Origin of the sequence: Sulfurimonas sp., assembly GCF_018698455.1 — a bacterium.
GTDB lineage: Bacteria > Campylobacterota > Campylobacteria > Campylobacterales > Sulfurimonadaceae > Sulfurimonas.
This window is the reverse complement of sequence record NZ_JABIOQ010000015.1, coordinates 1-17,484: the sequence shown is the minus strand read 5'-3', so window position 1 is coordinate 17,484 and position 17,484 is coordinate 1. Positions and strand designations below refer to the sequence as shown.

Sequence of the window (17,484 nt, the reverse complement as noted above, 5' to 3'; positions counted from 1 at the left end):
AGTTGTTTTCTTTTATAATGGCTTTAGCCAAAAAGTCGCCTTAGCGGCGCGAGCGTAACTAAATGGACTTTACTTATTTAGTGTACAAATTGTTAGTACTCTTCTTTTGTTTTTAAGCTCTCTACATAGACAAGTCCCATAGAGAACACATTTGCAATAAGTGCACCTATTGCAAGAGCTATCGCCCATTGCACATTGCCAACAATTACAAAAAATATAAATGCAGGTATAAGATGTAAGTCTGCTACAAGAGAAGATGCTAATAGTTCTGCTGAAAGCAGGTTTCTAACACCTATTTTGAGAACTGTACTTATAAGATTAACACTCGCTGCTATAAACAAAGAAATAGCAGTATGGTCATATAAAAACCCCGCTATAGAAGTTAAACTCATTAACGAAAAAAATACATATATTACTTTACCCCAATCCATTATCTTATTCCTTAATTTTATTTAATCACGATGTCGGGAGTATACCCTCAAGAGTAACTTGATCCCTTCATCTACATTACCCCTTGGTTTTTCTCAGCGAAAAGCTCAACGGTATTTATGCCTTTTTCTTATTTTACAATTTATATTATATCTAAACTACTCCAGAGTCATACTGATCACGCATTCTCTGTTTCTCTGTGTTTCTTTGTTCTTTTTGTGCCAGTTTATTATGATAATTTTTCACACTAAATCCGAACCATAAAAGTATTGGACTTGCTACAAAAATTGAAGAATATGTTCCAACGACTACACCCACTAAAAGAGTAAATGCAAAAGCGTGAATAATCTCTCCGCCAAACATAAACAGAGTAAAAACAACAAAGAAAGTTGTTAAAGATGTTAAAGTAGTTCTAGCTAATGTTCTCGTTACAGATTCATTAATAGTATCTGCTAAGTCTCTGCTTCTACCCTTTATAACACCTTCACGGATACGATCAAATACAATAATAGTATCATTAAGTGAGTATCCTAAAATAGTTAAAAGTGCGGCTAGAACATCTAAGTTGACATCTAAACCAACAAGTGTTATAGCGCCCAATGCTATAGAGATATCATGAACAAGTGCTACAATAGAAGCAACAGCGAAACGCCACTCAAATCTAAACGCCACATAAATCAAAATTCCTATAGCTGCTAGAACAAGGGACATAATCCCTTTTTCTTTAAGTTCATTTCCAACCTTTGGTCCAACAATGTCTACACGACGAATCTCAAAATTTCCGCTTCCTTTGAGTGCCTCGCGAGTTATATCACCCACATCAGTAGTTACATTACCACTACTTGTTTTCATACGGATGATAACTTCCTCTGGTGAACCAAATTCACTGATTGAAGCACCATTAAAAATGTCATTGCCTTTAAAACTGTCTCTCATTTTATCAATAGGGGCTACCGTATCATACTTTACTTGTACAACGGTTCCACCAGCAAAATCAACACCATAGTTTAAACCCTTAGTAAAAAGAAGTACATATGAAGCTAAAAGTATCGCTATTGAAAATGCCATAGCACCCTTAGAACGTCCCATAAAATTAAAGGTTCTTGTATATTTAAAAAATTCCATAATTACCCTTTAATCCCAAACCATAAACGGTTGTTTTTACTTTTTACAATTCTATTTTCTAACATCTCGTAAATTCCATGTGTACCTAAAATAGCAGTAAGCATAGAAGCTAAGATACCAATACTCATAGTTATTGCGAAACCTTTAATTGCACCTGTTCCATAAGCATACAGGACAACAGAAGCGATAAGAGTAGTAATGTTTGCATCGAGTATTGCTCTCATTGCGTTTGCATAACCCTCTTCTATAGCTTTATGCATACTTTTACCCTCATAAATCAGTTCTCTAATTCTCTCTGAGATGATAACATTCGCATCAACTGCCATACCAACAGTAAGTACAATTCCGGCCATACCAGGAAGTGTTAATGTTGCCCCAAAAAGGCTCATAACAGCTAAAAGAATAAGTAAGTTTGCGATAAGTGCGATATTTGCAATTACACCGGCTAAACGATAATAAAAAACCATAAAAATGATAACAAGTATAAAACCACCTATAAGTGCTACTAGTGAAGCTTTAATACTATCTGCACCTAAACTTGGACCAACTGAACGTTTTTCCATAAGATAAATAGGAGCTAAAAGTGCACCAGAACGAAGAGCAATCGATAAATCTTTTGCTTCCATGACAGTATAGTTTCCACTTATTTGACCTGAACCACCACCAATACGTTCATTGATGTTAGGTGCTGAATACACTTTACCATCTAAAACAACGGCTAAGCGCTTACCAACACTACGACCAGTAAAGTCACCAAATATTTCGGCACCCTCTGCATTTAACTTGAAGTTAATAAGTGGACGGTTATTTTCATCAAATCCCATAGAAGCATCAGTAAGCATACCGCCATCTAAAACTGGAATCTCATGTACAAGATACTTTATAGAAGGATTTTTAACATCATTTAAAATAATGTCACCATACTCAGCTGCATCTGCTTCACTCATGTTATAAACACGAGCATTTCTGTCTTCATCAACTGCCATAAGCTCAAGCTTTGCAGCACGACTTATCAGCTCACGAGCACGCTGTTCTTCTTCTTGTGTTTTTATACCGGCTAACTCTACTAAGATTTTTTCATCACCCTGACGAGCGACAACTGGTTCAGAAAGACCAAACTGATCAAGTCTATTTCTAATAGTTTCAATCGCTTGAGATACTGATTCTTTTTGAGTTTTTAATATTTCTGCTGGTGTTAAGGAGATAGAAATAACTAAAGAATCCTTAGAGATATTAATCCCTTCAAAATCTTTTAAAAACTCATCTATTGTAAGTATATCATCGCTATCTAAGACTTCGAATTGCACATTTTTTTCATTGAAAGCAAGTCCATCTATAAGGATGTCATTTCGACCAGCAAAGTGTTTCACACTTGCTGCCATAGATTTCATACGAGAGGATACAGCTTCTTCAGTTTTTACACCAAGAAGCATATGAAGTCCACCTTGTAGATCTAAACCTAGAGTTACTTTTTTTCCTTCTTCTGTTTGTAACAGAGAAGGAATTGAAAAAAATACACCAAAAGCTATCGCAAGTGCGAAAATAACTATGCGATAATTAAGCTTCATCCTCGAACTTTTTAAGAACAGAATCTTTTGTTATTTTACTGACTACGTCATTGTTGAGTTTAACACTTAAAAATGTTTCTTCAACCTTGTGAATAGTCACTATAAAACCACCAGCAGTAACAACTTTGTCACCTTTTGCAAGAGCTTCGATCATTGCTTTTTTGTTTTTTGCCTCTTTTTGTTGTGGGCGAATAATCACAAAATACATAATTGCGATTAAAAATACGAATGGTAATAGTTGAGAGATGATTTCCATATCTATAACTTCCTTTGTTAATAAAATTTGTGGCAATTATACAAAACTTATACTAATACGCTACTAAATTTAGTACAATTTCATTATGAATAAACTTTTACAAACAATTTTACTAGGTCTTTTGACAGCTCTCTTTTTCAGTGCCTTTATTTATTTTGAAGAGTATGAGCTAACAAACAAGCTTATAAACTCTTTATTTGGGCTTATTGCCATTGCTCTTTTTCTCTATATACCCAAGAAATCTGTACTTATTGCTGGTTTTTTCATAGGTCTTTTTTGGTTCTACTGGGTTGGTTATAGTTTTAAGTATCAGGGTGTTGGTTACATGGAATCAATTGTAACTGTTATTTTTGGACTTTTTTATATGCTCTTTTTTGCTCCATTAGCTTTTAGTAAACAAGTCTATATTCGAGCATTTTTACTTTTTTTACTTAGTTTCTTTGAACCTTTAGGAAACAACTGGATGCAAATTGAACTTCTCTTTGTCGATAGCTATTTTGGAGTTTATAAGTATCAATTTATTGCTATTTTACTTGCTCTATCATTGCCATCGTTTCTAAAAGATAAACTAAAATACACACCTTTACTACTTCTCTTAGTCGCATTTAATTATGGCTACCCACCTCAAAATGATGCTCCATTAAAAATAAAACTTGTACAAACACATATAAAGCAAGAAGCAAAATGGAAAAGAGAAAGTCTTCTTCCAACTACGAGTATGATATTTAAAGATATTGATAAAGCAATTCAAGAGAAAGTGGATATTGTTCTCTTTCCTGAGTCTGTTTTTCCTTTATACATGAATAAAAATCCTGTACTTATAAATGAACTTCTACAAAAGTCAGATAAAATCACTATTGTTGTTGGTTCACTTCTTCGCGAAGATGATAAATCTTATAATGTTACATATATGTTTACTAATGGTGAGTATCAAATAGCAAAAAAAGTAGTTTTACTCCCTTTTGGAGAGTATATTCCACTACCGAAATTTGCTCAAAAAATCATAAATGATACTTTTTTTCATGGTGCAAGCGACTTTGTGCATGCAGACAAGCCTACCGATTTTATAATTCAGGGTATAAAGTTTAGAAATGCCATCTGTTATGAAGCCACATCCTCTGAGATATATAGTGATGATGTCAACTTTGTTCTTGCAAGTAGTAATAATGCTTGGTTTACACCTTCAATAGAGCCTACCTTACAAAAATTATTAATGAAGTACTATGCTCGTAAACATGGTGTTACAATTTACCACTCTACTAACGATAAAGGTACTCGAATAGTCCGATAAGCGGTACTTAAGAGACTTCCTTTTAAATCAATTCTCTAAAATTCGCTATAATTTATTAAAACTACTCTTTAGGTCCTTATAATGCATAATCTTAAAAACCCAAATCTTTATAATAATCGTGAGCTTTCTTGGCTCCAATTTAACACTCGGGTTCTTAAACAAGCACAAGATGAGTCACTACCACTTCTTGAGCGTTTAAAGTTTCTAGCAATCTATGGAACTAATCTTGACGAATTTTATATGATTCGTGTTGCTGGTCTAAAAAAACTTTTTGCTGCAGGTATTATCGTCTCAGGAGCTGACAAACTCACTCCCCTTCAGCAACTCCTAGAGATTCGATCTTATCTTCATCAAGAACAACAAGTTGTTGAACATTGTCGTAGTGAGATTCTAAAAAAACTTATTCCTGAGGGAATTAGTGTGAAAAGCTATGATGATGTAAATCAAAATGAAAAGAATTTTCTTAATAAATTTTTTAATGAAAACATTTACCCGGTTATCATTCCTATTGCGATTGATGCTACACATCCTTTTCCTCATCTAAACAATTTAAGTTTTGGGCTAATAGTTAAACTCCAAGATTGTGATGATGCTTCAATTGAACATTTTGGTCTCATTCGAATACCACGTGTATTAAAAAGATTTGTAGAACTTAGTGATGGCGTTTATATCCCAGTTGAATCTGTTGTTGCACAACATGTTGAAGAATTATTTCCAGGATTTACACTTCTAAAAAATGCTGCGTTTAGAGTTACAAGAAATGCAGATATTGCCATAGAAGAAGAAGAAGCTGATGATTTTATGGAGATTTTAGAAGAAGGTCTCAAACTTCGCCGTAAAGGTGAAATGGTAAGACTTGAAGTTGGTTCAAACGCGGATGATGAAATTATTAACTTTTTTAACCGTCATACTAATGTTTATAAAGATGATATATATAAGTTTCATACTTTTTTAAATATCTCTAGCCTATGGGAAATAGTAGGTAATAAAAACTTTGCACATCTTTTAGCACCACCTTTTAAACCAAAAAATCTTCCACCGTTAGATAATACTGAAAATATTTTCACTACTTTGGAAAAGCAAGACATTCTTTTATATCATCCTTATGAAAGTTTTGAACCCGTTGTAAGGTTAATACAAAACGCTAGTAAAGACCCTGATGTAGTTTCAATTAAGATGACTCTTTATCGTTCAGGTACTAACTCGCCGATTGTTCAAGCCCTTATGAACGCGAGTGAAAGGGGTAAACAAGTAACAGTAATGGTTGAACTTAAAGCTAGATTTGATGAAGAGAACAATCTTCTTTGGGCTAAGGCACTTGAAAAGTCAGGAGCACATGTGATCTATGGAATAAAAGGTTTTAAAGTTCATGCTAAAGCCACTCTTATTACACGACGTAAAAATGGAAAGCTCAAACAGTATGCACACTTAGGGACAGGTAACTATAATCCTGCAACAGCTAAGATATATACTGATATGTCCTATATGACAAGTAAAGATGAGATTACCAATGACCTTACTCGTTTCTTCCATTTTCTCACGGGATTTAGTAAAAAAGGGAAACTTAATGAGCTTTATATGGCACCCTCACAGATAAAACCAAAAATTTTATCTCTTATCCATAATGAAACGCGACAAGGAGAAAATGGAGAAATTATTGCTAAGATAAACTCTCTTGTTGATGAAGATGTTATCCGTGCCCTTTATAAAGCAAGTCAAGCTGGTGTGAAAGTCAGTCTTATCGTTCGTGGTATCTGTTGTTTAAAACCAGGACTTGAGGGTATCAGTGAAAATATCCGTGTTTTTTCTATTTTAGGAAAATATTTAGAGCATCCTCGTACTTTTTACTTTAAAAATGATGCATCACAAGTTTATATATCAAGTGCTGATTGGATGCCAAGAAATCTTGTGAGACGAATAGAACTTTTAACAGCTATAAAAGATGAAGCTTCTGGGGATAAAATCAAACAAATACTAAGCCTTCAATGTTCTGATAGTGCTCGTTCGCATGAACTTCAAAGTGATGGTTCTTACATTAAAGTGAAAAACACTTCAGATAAAGCTCTCGACAACCATAAACACATGGAAGACTATGTAAACCGTATTTCCAAGGCTTCTAAAAAAGAGTCTTCAACACATATAGCAATGTTAAGTTCAAAAATTTATAAAGCAGACGAGGGTTAATATGATACATACTTTTAAGGGTACGACACCAACTATAGGTAAGAATACTTGGTTAGCACCATCTTGTGATGTCATTGGAGATGTTACAATAGGTGAAGACTCATCTATCTGGTTTGGAACAGTTGTTCGAGGCGATGTTCATTATATTACTATTGGTTCAAGAACAAGTATTCAAGATTTAAGTATGGTACACATTACTCATCATAAAAAAGCAGATAGAAGTGATGGAAGTCCCACTATAATAGGTGATGATGTAACAATTGGTCACAGAGTTATGCTTCATGGTTGTACAATTGAAAATGCCTGTCTCATTGGTATGAGTGCAACTATACTAGATAATGCTGTCATAGGTACAGAAAGCATAGTTGGTGCTGGTTCACTTGTTACTAAAGGAAAAGTTTTTCCTCCGCGTTCACTTATTATGGGAAGTCCCGCTAAATTTGTAAGAGAGTTAACAGATGCAGAAGTCGCAGAACTTTATGCAGGTGCACTGCGATATGTGGACTTTAAAAATGATTACTAGGCGTAAGGCAATAAGGCTTCTTAGTCTTTCACCTTTAGTCGCATCACTTCTGTATGCTTCAAAGTCTTCTCCTTCTCCACGGATTCTCATTATAGGTGGAGGAACTGGTGCTATTACTATCCTCACTAAACTCTCAAAAATATTCCATAATCCAAAAATTACTATTATTGCCCCTAATGAAAAGCATATTTACCAACCTGGTCAAGTATATGTTGCGGCTGGAGTCTATGAAACAGATGAAATCATCAAAAATAACAGTAACTATATACCAAAAGATGTAATCTGGATAAAAGATAAAGTCAAATCTTATGCACCCCAGATGAACTCTATTACTACACAAGATGGACAAACAGTAGAATATGACTATCTCATAGTTGCAACAGGACTTGAGTATCACTATGAATGGATAAAGGGATTACATAAAGAAGACATAGGTACCAAAAATATTGCAAGTGTTTATCTCAATGATACAGATAAAGGAACGGCTAAAGGTGGCAGTTCAACTCTAAAATGGTTTGAGTCTATCCAAGAAGAAGCGAAAAATAAAGATATTCATATCCTTTATACCATGCCAAATACTCCTGTAAAATGTGGAGCAGTTGCACAAAAAATGGCCTACCTTACTGCAGACTATCTACAAAAGCACTCTTTAAGTGCTAAGCTAACTTACACTACAAATTCAAAACGACTTTTTGGATTAAAAGATGTAGATAAAAGACTTCATTTAGTTCAAAAAGAGTACCTTTCTCTTCAAACTAAATTTCGCCATAACCTAATAGAGATAGATACTAAAAAGAAGATTGCAACCTATCAACATAAGTATGAAATTAAAACTGGTTGGGATCCAGATTTTCAAGAGTGGGAAAGTATTACTAAAAAAACAGAAATTGTAAAAATGCACTATGATTATATCCATATAGTTCCCCCTATGTCAGCGACAAAAGATATTAGAGAATCAGAACTTGCAGTAGAAGATGGACATTTTAAAGGATGGTTAGATGTTGATCTTGAGACCCTTCAGCACTCTAAGTATCCAAATATATTTGGCATAGGAGACATCTGTGGAACTCCTCTTGGTAAAACGGTCGCTACTGTTGCGGCACAAGCTCTTATTATTGAGAAAAACCTACTCTCTGTAATTACTAAAACTAAACTTATCGAAAAATTCACAGGCTATTCAGTCTGTCCAATTAAAGTTGCATTTGGAAAAATAATTCTAGTAGAGTTTGACTATCAAGGTTTAGTAGAGAACACAAAAATGTCTCAACTTTCAAGTGAGAGTTTATGGAAATATGACCTTTATGAGACAAAAAAAGAGTATTGGGCAACTCTTCTGAAGGGCCATGCTTAGAAAGGGAATTACACTCTCAAAATATTTAGAGTCCTGTGAGATCTACAGTATGTTCTATCTAATTATAATAGAGCTCATGTAGCCTATTCAAGGCTCTCATGATTTTCAACTAGATAGCTTAAAAATTATTTTTTGTAGAAAATAGAAGCTACTTCAGAAAAATTTGGTACATTATCGTATGTATATACTGCATAATATTTATCTTCATCTAGAGCCCCAAAATTATCAAATGTATAAGTATCTTTCCCACCAAAAAGTTTTTGCCCATCATAAGGTGAGCAAGGCATATGAAAGGAATTTTTAACTACGATAACACCCTCGAAGTCCTTATCCTTAGGATTAGTCCACGAGAGTTTAATCATAGCATTTTCAATTTCATATTTTAAATTGCTTACAGCTTGAACACCATTACGACGTTTTTTTATATATTCAATCTTAAGGCGTGGCTGCATTTGGTTTTTATCATCACTCCAACTAGTTATTTGAGAGCCAGAAAAGCTCCTCTCACTAGTAGGTAACAATAAAAAGAGTAACTTTTTCTGAGCTCTTATATTTTCTATGAGTTGAGAAATAGCATAAGTGTCAAATACAAAACGCTGTGTTGGCTCTTTTTTAATATCTTCAATACTTACATCGTATCCAATACGTTCAATAGTATCGCGTATTTGGATATTTGCGATACTCTTCTCTGTACATGTGGGACTAATCATTTCTACATGATAGCGTAAATTTTGTGTTGATGCTATCTTGCTAGCATCCATTTCTATATAAATATTTGATATCACGGTACTCTCTATATCAGGTAAAACATCCAAGTTAAATTCAATACAGCCATATTGTGCTGAGCCATTTTTATCAAAGCCTACTTCTAACTTATTTGTTTCAACTTTTTCCTCTGAAATAGTTGTGATTACAGAACTGACAACTTCTAGTTTACCCCCAGGAACAGTGTAGGTAACTTCTAACTTTGGTCTGTAGTCCAAGCCACCACTAAATTTAGCAAACCCTATATCCCACTGCATCAGTTGAGAAGATCTATCTAAAGGTAGACTTGTTGGTCCATCCATTCTAAAGATTACTTCTCTGCGCTTAAGAGCATCTTGAAGAAGATCACGTTCATTTTTTGCAAAGGCCCATGTCCTCCAGATACCTTGAGTAAGCTGATGTGATTTAGTGGGTCTATCAATATATGATAATATGCGTGTATTTTTAATAGCATTAAATGAAGATAAACTTCCGTTTATTTCATCTAAAATACCTATTCTCCACTCACCAAATTTTTCGACTTGCACATTGACTCTGTCTATAGGGAAAAGAGACACTTTTGCGTCAGTTATTATAGCATTATCGGGAACTGAATCAAGCGAGAAGCCTATGAGTCCATAACATACTCCACGATTTTTTGAAATACCAACAAAAAGAGAGTTGTATCCAAAATGTTCAGCATTAATACTACTTTTTTCACCAACATAACCAATCTTTTCTTGTGAAGGAAAAAGGATTTTAGAAAAAGAATCTATATCACTAAGTGTTCTAACAGTTATTTTCTGGGCAAAAGGTGACTTTACATGATTTGTTTTGCAAACTGCACGAATAAAATAGGTGTAGCTTGTGCTTGGGCTTAAATGATTGTCTATATATGTTTTAGCCTTAGTAGTTCCAACACAATTTGATGCCTGACAGTGGCTAATCTCTTTGCTGCTTCTATATATTTCAAAATAGAAATCTGGGTCATTTGGATATTCCCACGAAAGCTCAACTCTTGATATAGAAATTTTGTGAGCAGAAAAATTTTCTACACGATTAAAAGCCTTTTGTTTATCATAGTTAACAGTTTCAACCAGAGCATATATCAAAGCGGGGACATGCTCATTAATATGTTCAGTCATATTTCCTATATAGTCGGAAATATTTCGTGTACCCACTTCCACAGTAAGAGCTAATGCGCCCAATGAATAGTAAAACTCACGACCACTACCACTAATAAGGCGAACAGGTGGTTTCCCCATATGAACACCATACTCACGCCCTGATACTTTACGTATCTCTTCCGACATGTTTGCAGCAAGTGTATTTAAGTCAACTGCATCAACTGCATCTTCATGCTTAAAATTATGAGCAGGGAAAATAACATTACCTTGAGAATGGTAATCTAAAGCTATTGAAATATTTGGATGACTTAGTGCAAAGTTTTTTAAGGCTAAGGTTTCAGGTTCTGAGAAAGGTTGAGGTCCAGAATAGACATTAGAATATGTATCTCTACTAGCTGCATAACCAATAGAAAAGTTTCTGTTTAAGTCAACACCATAGCTTCCATCTGCATTATGACGACGATTTTTTCGCCAAAAAGAGAAATGTGTGCGTGAGAACTCAAATCCATCAGGGTTTGCACAAGGTACCATATATAGTGTAGCATTTGATAGAGCAGTATTTAGGGCGGGATCATATTCAATATGCTCTAGAATGTACTCCCCAAATGCATAGGCAAGTTCAATTCCAATCCACTCTCTTGCATGAATACTTCCAGTATATAGAAGAGCCGGTTTATCGTCAGCTTTTTTTAGATCCCTAGAGATTGTCACGATAATAATATCTCTGTCTTCCCATGTTTTGCCTATAACTTCAACACGGAATATATTCGGAAACTTTTTTTGAGCATTATAAAAAAAATCTTGAGTTTGTTTATATGATTTATACTGTTCTCTCAAAGAATTTACTCCATTTTATCAAATACTGTTCTGAAATTATATTATAGCGAGATAACTCTTCAAAGCAACTAACTTTTTGCTCGTCCACGAGTGATTTAATCTTTATTGCAACATTTTCATCCATTCCGTACAAGGAGAGCAGATCAGTCAATGTTGCTGTAGTTAAATCAAGCTTTTTATCTTTAAATACTGTTGATTCTTCACCCGCAGAAGAAGCATCTTTTATACTTTGAGGTAACTTTTCTTCATTTGTTATAACTTTTCTTGCATCTGGTAGAATAGAATCGTCACCCTCTTTAGTACGCTCCATGTCAAATGTCCCAGTGTCGCTCATATATATTTCTCCATCGGCTGATGGAGTATACTTAGAAAAATAAAGATGACGAAGTGTTCTTAATATAGCTGGATCCATTTTCCCTAGTTCTTCCCAAGAAAAAAGTGGGACATGAGGCAATCTAAATTTTCCATTGGAAAGATCCCACATAAGATACTGACATATCCAGTCACGAACATAAGGAAAGGCAGCAAAAGCTGTAGCACACTCAATGATATAAGCTTTTCCCGTATTTTCATCGATACCTATGTCACAAGCCCAAAATTCAGCCTTAGCAGCTTTTGAGGCTTGCACGGCAACTTCTAATGCAGACATAGGTACATTATTATAATTCATGTCTCCACCCTGTGAAGTGTTGGTAATCCACTCACCATCTCCCGAGTAGCGCCAAAATGCACAAATAGGTTTATGACCAATGAGCATAACACGAATATCACCACTATCTTTAAGAGGAATTGCGTCCTGAGTATATATAGGATTGTACTTTTTTTTGTCAAAAAGTGCTCGTGCTTCCTTGTAGTTATCTACTTTGTGAACGAAATAACCGCCGTAATTTGAAGCTCCATAAGATCGTTTTACAATCTGAGGATAAAAACAACTTTTTAAATATTCATCACCCTTTGCTAAGTCATAAAAAATTCTTGTTTTTGGTATAGGTATGCCATGCTTTTCGCAAAATATTGTCACATTCTCTTTAGATTTGTTTGAAAACTGTGTCTCGATTGATGGGATAAACCTAACTTCAGGTAATGCTTTGGCAATGTCTCTAAAGGTTTCATAGGCAGTTGCCGGAATATTTCCTATTAGAACTTCAATTTTTTTACGTTTAACTTCTTTTATAAAACGATCTTTATCATTTTTCCAATGATAAGTCACTTCTTCAATCTTTTCCGGCCAGCCTTTAAAGTTACTGTAGTCAAAGAAACGCATAACATAGTCTAAATATACGAAACCTATCTTTGGTAGTTTATTTGTGCTCATCTTTTTATACCTGCTGTTTTTTTATCTATAAGTTCTACAATTTTTTGAATCTTTTTGTCATTGAAATTAAGCCCAATTGCCTCTTGATCTGGTGTTGCAAATGCGGGGATACCGTTAACTTCTAAAACTATGTATTTTTCTTGTTCTCTATCATAGAGTATATCAACACCTGCTATATCGATATTTGCCGCTTTCGCTGCATCAATAGCGAGTTGAATAACTTTTTCATTCGGCTCACGCATAATTACTTTTCCACCTGAAGAAATATTTGTTCTCCAATCACTATCACCTGCCTGTCTCCCATAGCATGCGATGAACTCACCACCAACTATATCTATACGAAAATCAGTATAATCATTATCTATATACTTTTCAACATAATAATGGCGAATATCCATCTGGTTTAGAAATGGCATAAGTGTATTAAGTGTATTTTCATTTTCAATGAGAGCCATACCCATACCACCCCATCCATCGACTGGTTTAAAAACCATTTTACCCCATTTATGGAACAACTCTCTTATACGTTCAGGATTCTCACGGTGACAAAGAAAAAATTCTGCACAATTAATGTCTGCTTTACGTAAAGCCATATTTGTTTGAAACTTGTCTTCGCTAAGTTTAAATGCTTCAAAAGAGTTAAGAGTAGCAATTGTTTTGTTGAGTTGCTCGTAAAAGTAAATTTGTGAGACTGTCTGTTCTCCTGCATTATAAGAGAAAAAGAGGTCTAAGCTACACATATTAATTCCCTGACAAAACATACCATCTCTACTTGCTTCGCTGTAGCGAAGATCAAGACCCGTGATAGTTTCTATTTCACGCTCTTTTAGCTGTGCCACGATTTTTCTTTCAATCTCTGAACCACCGCTGTTTTGATACATCCACATTCCTATACTTCTTTTATATTGAGACATTGTAAACCCCTTTATTAATTGTAAAATATTTTAAGATGCTACTTGTTAAATCAATACGTAAATCAAAACTACTTATTAGTGCTCGTTCATGTTCTGTATGATCTCCATCTCCAAAAGGCCCAAGACCATCAAGGGTGATAACACCATTTGCGGAAAGAATATTAGCATCGCTTACTCCACCGCGTTTTTCTGTTTTGAGTGCCTGACCCGTAATAACTTCAATAGCTTTTACAAACTCTAAGACATTATCACTTGTTTGCATTACATCGCGCTGAATACCACCACTAAGCTTAGCACTTGTCCCTTGGATGTAAGAAGTGTTAACAATCTCCTCAATTGCAGAGAGCACACGCTCTTTTTCTTCGACTCTATCGTAGCGAAGCTCAAAAAGTAAAGAGGCATAAGGAGAAATGGTATTGGCACCTATACCTCCAGATATTTTTCCGACATTTACAGTTGTGTTTTTAGATAAATCTGTTAAAGCCGCAAGTCTTTGGAGTTTGTAAGAAGCCTCAAGATTAGCATCGACGCCATCTATATAGTGATTTCCTGCATGTTTTGCTAAACCTTTTATATCGATAGTGAAGGTCCCCACACCCTTACGTCCCACAACTACTTCCATAGCTTCTCCGGCTGCTTCAAAGACAAGACAATAGTCATAGTTAGATGCTAGTTCTTGGGAAAGAAATTTTGAATCATCACTACCCGTCTCTTCATCACTAACCAGTAAAAAGTCAATATTACATACTTCAATATTATCATCATAAAGTTTTTGCAATGACTTCAAAGCTACAATAAGCCCCCCCTTCATATCGCAAACACCTGGACCATAGACCCATAAATCGTCTTGGGAAAAGTTTTCAAAGGTATCAGGAGGAAATACTGTATCAAGATGGCCAAGAAGCAATAGCCTCTTTGCTTTATGATCAACAGGAAAACTATACAGTCTATGATTACCTATAATCGCACGCTCATATATGCATTCCTTCATGTTAAGAGATTTAAGCCATGAGCCAAATAAGTCACCAACTTTGTCCACCCCATCTTTATTTTTAGTATAGGAGTTGATGTCAACAAGTTGTTTTAATTCATTTAAATAAGACATATAGCTATAAATCCTTTTATTTTTCTTTATTATACAATTATCTAATATTATAGTTACATACAATTTAATTTTACTATATTTTATTAAGTTAAATTTACTTGAACCATTTATGAAATTAAATATGCTATTAATTGCCCTCTTATTTTCTATTATAATTGTAGCTCTTGTAGAATAAGAATTTAAAAAATGTTGTTAGATTTTTCTGGGATTGTATAGTTTTATCGCCTTGGGAAAAGACTAACATTCCTCATTTCAGTAATCAGTATGATGAGTTAGTACAAAAGCTACTCTAATCGGATTTACCTAAAAAGTTATACTTGAATAGCCTGTCTCAGGTCGGATTATTATACTAACTTGATCGCTTTCATTACTTAATGTCACATTGCAATCGGCCACTATTAATCTTTGGCTTCCAGCACTATATGGACCAGTCATACTACTTTGGTCACCCTGTAATGGTCTACCTAAATGGTCAAAAGCAATTCTAGATTTCTTACAACCACCGTCAAGGTTAACACCTAATACTCCGTAACTTTTTCCAAGATTTAATTTCTTCATTCCTTTATACCCAGCATTTGTGTAATCTATCGCCGCTGTCGAACCATAGCCACCCGTCATAACTTGATTACTATTCTCTGGATTTTTTGCCATTTCGTTTTCAATTGCGTCACCGCCGTATCCTGAACCCCAATCCCTATCAGCAAATATTGTATACGCCGGAACATAATCAGTAAATTTACTATTGCTAAACACTAATTGCCACCTACCTTTATACCAATCAGCATCAGAAGCATCATATTTGTCATCAACCATAGCTAAGTGCTGTGTGTACTTAATATGTGACAAAAGTTGTATAGCTGCTTCTTGAAGAGGGTTTGTTCTTATACTTGGAATTACTACTGCCGCTATAATTCCAATAACTACTATTACAAAAACAAATTCAATCATAGTGAATGCTTTTTTCATAATTAAACTATATCTAAAAAGTATGTGATTTAAAAGTTTAGTGAGGATGTATTTAAAGAGAGTGTAACGAAAGAGAAGCAAATTCCCTTTCGTTATAAAAAATAATAGTTATATTTTCTTAGCCACTGGAACATCGTAAAGGATGTCATCCATTGGGTGTCTGTACATTGGCATTGCAAGACGCTTTTCGTCAAGTATGTGACCAATAAAACCAATTGAACGACCAACAATAAAGAATGCGTTAAGAGTACCAGAAGCGATAAATTCATTTATCTCTGCTTCAGTGTAACCTAGGGCTCTCCACATGTCTACCATTAAAATACCAATAGTACCATCAACATTAAGAATTAGATTCTCTTTCTTAGATGTAGTAAGAGCTTCAACAGTTCTTGCATAGTCTAAAAGTGGAGTTGATGGAAAATGTTCGTGCGCGAAATTCATAAGGCCAGTTACACGTAAGTCTGGATTTTTAAGAGACTTGATACGGTGACCAATACCTGGAATTGGGATACCTTCTTTTTTCATATAACCAAGAAACTCTTTTGGAGTTAATCCATTATCATCAGCATACTTAAAATGTTGAGCTGCACCATCAATTGCACCACCAAAACGTGGCCCAATTGTTAAAAGACCAGTTACAAGTGATTCAACAACTGATTTACCAGCTCTTGCAGTTACTTTTGCATTGTGAGCGCCAGAAACAGCAGGACCATGATCAGCAACAGTTTTCATAACAGTCTCAATAAAGTCAGTTGCCCATTTTGGATACTGCTTTTTGAACCATAGAAGTGATACAACATCACCTATGCCTTTACCAGTAGCTGGAGTAGCAACACTTGAGATTGGGAATCCTGCATAAGTACACTCTTCACCACGATCATCAGAAATAGTACAGATAAATTCTTTACTTCTTCTTACAGATGGAACTTTATCCATAGGTGGTTCAGGAATATCTTGAATAACACCCTCAGCATGTAACTCATGATAAACTGCAGAAATAATTTCTGGTAAATCATTAAATGATTTAGGAACATGGATTCCTGCTTCTCTCATAGCATTGTTTTTAAAGTCTGCTGTTTCCATTTCGCCATTTGCAGATGCACCTGCATGACCAAACTGAACACCTGAATCATAATACTTAGCAATTGTTCCAATACACCATGCGATGATTGGTTTTTTAATCGTACCATTTTTAATAGCTTCAATTACTTTATACTCTTCAGTACCACCAACTTCACCTAATAAAATCATGTATTTTACATCAGGGTTTTTTTCCATTCTAAGAAGGTTATCTATAAAAACAGAACCAACAAAACGGTCACCACCGATAGCAACACCTTCAGCAATACCATCAGCATTGATAGAGATTATGTTAGAAAGCTCATTGAAAAGTCCACCTGAACGTGTAACTAGTCCACAAGAACCTGTACGGTGTAGTTTAGAGTTTACTATATTAGAAATAGTTCCACCAATGTTTGCTACTTTGAATGCGCCCGGAGTGATAGCTCCAACAGTTGCAGGACCAATAATTGTTACATTTTTTTCACGAGCAGTTTGGTTCATACCACGAGCTAAACGCTCTGGAATTCCCTCTGCTGTAATCATCATAGATGAAAAACCACCAACTTCAAGTGCTTCCATAGTTACATCGTAAGCTGTTCTAAAAGATGCAAAGTTTAAAAGAACATCAGCTTGAGGCTGAGCTTTTTTTGCTGCTGCAGTCGTTTTGAACAGTGGAATCATAACTTC

Annotated in this window: 14 protein-coding genes; 4 read left to right on the top strand and 10 right to left on the bottom strand. The window is 34.9% G+C overall.

Going from position 1 to position 17,484, the window contains the following annotated elements:
- Positions 1–92: 92 nt before the first annotated feature.
- From HOG88_RS02315 to yajC, 4 genes are all read right to left on the bottom strand, one after another.
- Positions 93–431 carry a DUF6394 family protein gene (locus HOG88_RS02315; RefSeq protein ID WP_295002714.1) on the bottom strand — a complete coding sequence of 113 codons (339 nt, stop codon included), beginning with the start codon at positions 429–431 and terminating at the stop codon, positions 93–95.
- Positions 432–582: 151 nt separating this feature from the next.
- Positions 583–1,554 (bottom strand): protein translocase subunit SecF, encoded by a 972-nt coding sequence (secF, locus tag HOG88_RS02310; protein ID WP_295002712.1) that lies wholly within the window; start codon positions 1,552–1,554, stop codon positions 583–585.
- Positions 1,555–1,556: 2 nt separating this feature from the next.
- Positions 1,557–3,122, bottom strand: a complete 1,566-nt coding sequence (gene secD, locus HOG88_RS02305) for a protein translocase subunit SecD (protein ID WP_295002710.1) — start codon at positions 3,120–3,122, stop codon at positions 1,557–1,559.
- On the bottom strand, positions 3,112–3,378 hold the full coding sequence (gene yajC / locus HOG88_RS02300) for a preprotein translocase subunit YajC (RefSeq protein WP_295002708.1): 267 nt from the start codon (positions 3,376–3,378) through the stop codon (positions 3,112–3,114). The genes secD and yajC overlap by 11 nt, the downstream gene beginning before the upstream one ends.
- 85 nt (positions 3,379–3,463) lie before the next feature.
- Here yajC and HOG88_RS02295 point away from each other — a divergent pair, with 85 nt between their 5' ends.
- The 4 genes from HOG88_RS02295 to HOG88_RS02280 all read left to right on the top strand — a co-directional run bounded on the left by HOG88_RS02295 (position 3,464) and on the right by HOG88_RS02280 (position 8,727).
- A complete protein-coding gene (locus HOG88_RS02295; protein WP_295002706.1) occupies positions 3,464–4,669 on the top strand; it encodes an apolipoprotein N-acyltransferase in 1,206 nt (401 codons plus the stop codon).
- 81 nt (positions 4,670–4,750) lie between these two features.
- Positions 4,751–6,853 (top strand): RNA degradosome polyphosphate kinase, encoded by a 2,103-nt coding sequence (locus HOG88_RS02290; protein WP_295002704.1) that lies wholly within the window; start codon positions 4,751–4,753, stop codon positions 6,851–6,853.
- A gap of 1 nt (position 6,854) precedes the next feature.
- Positions 6,855–7,376 (top strand): gamma carbonic anhydrase family protein, encoded by a 522-nt coding sequence (locus tag HOG88_RS02285; protein ID WP_295002702.1) that lies wholly within the window; start codon positions 6,855–6,857, stop codon positions 7,374–7,376.
- Positions 7,312–8,727, top strand: a complete 1,416-nt coding sequence (locus HOG88_RS02280; RefSeq protein ID WP_295002700.1) for an FAD/NAD(P)-binding oxidoreductase — start codon at positions 7,312–7,314, stop codon at positions 8,725–8,727. The genes HOG88_RS02285 and HOG88_RS02280 overlap by 65 nt, the downstream gene beginning before the upstream one ends.
- A 125-nt stretch (positions 8,728–8,852) precedes the next feature.
- Here HOG88_RS02280 and HOG88_RS02275 read toward each other — a convergent pair whose 3' ends face one another.
- The 6 genes from HOG88_RS02275 to HOG88_RS02250 all read right to left on the bottom strand — a co-directional run.
- Positions 8,853–11,435 (bottom strand): M14 family zinc carboxypeptidase, encoded by a 2,583-nt coding sequence (locus HOG88_RS02275; RefSeq protein ID WP_295002699.1) that lies wholly within the window; start codon positions 11,433–11,435, stop codon positions 8,853–8,855.
- On the bottom strand, positions 11,419–12,750 hold the full coding sequence (locus tag HOG88_RS02270; protein WP_295002697.1) for a hypothetical protein: 1,332 nt from the start codon (positions 12,748–12,750) through the stop codon (positions 11,419–11,421). The genes HOG88_RS02275 and HOG88_RS02270 overlap by 17 nt, the downstream gene beginning before the upstream one ends.
- A complete protein-coding gene (locus tag HOG88_RS02265; protein ID WP_295002695.1) occupies positions 12,747–13,664 on the bottom strand; it encodes a RimK family alpha-L-glutamate ligase in 918 nt (305 codons plus the stop codon). Before HOG88_RS02265 ends, HOG88_RS02270 begins: the two co-directional genes overlap by 4 nt.
- Positions 13,651–14,769, bottom strand: a complete 1,119-nt coding sequence (locus tag HOG88_RS02260; RefSeq protein ID WP_295002693.1) for a M20 family metallopeptidase — start codon at positions 14,767–14,769, stop codon at positions 13,651–13,653. The genes HOG88_RS02265 and HOG88_RS02260 overlap by 14 nt, the downstream gene beginning before the upstream one ends.
- A 303-nt stretch (positions 14,770–15,072) precedes the next feature.
- Positions 15,073–15,735 carry a prepilin-type N-terminal cleavage/methylation domain-containing protein gene (locus tag HOG88_RS02255; protein WP_295002691.1) on the bottom strand — a complete coding sequence of 221 codons (663 nt, stop codon included), beginning with the start codon at positions 15,733–15,735 and terminating at the stop codon, positions 15,073–15,075.
- A 108-nt stretch (positions 15,736–15,843) separates the two neighbouring features.
- A partial coding sequence (locus tag HOG88_RS02250) for a citrate/2-methylcitrate synthase (protein WP_295002689.1) occupies positions 15,844–17,484 on the bottom strand: 1,641 nt, incomplete at its 5' end.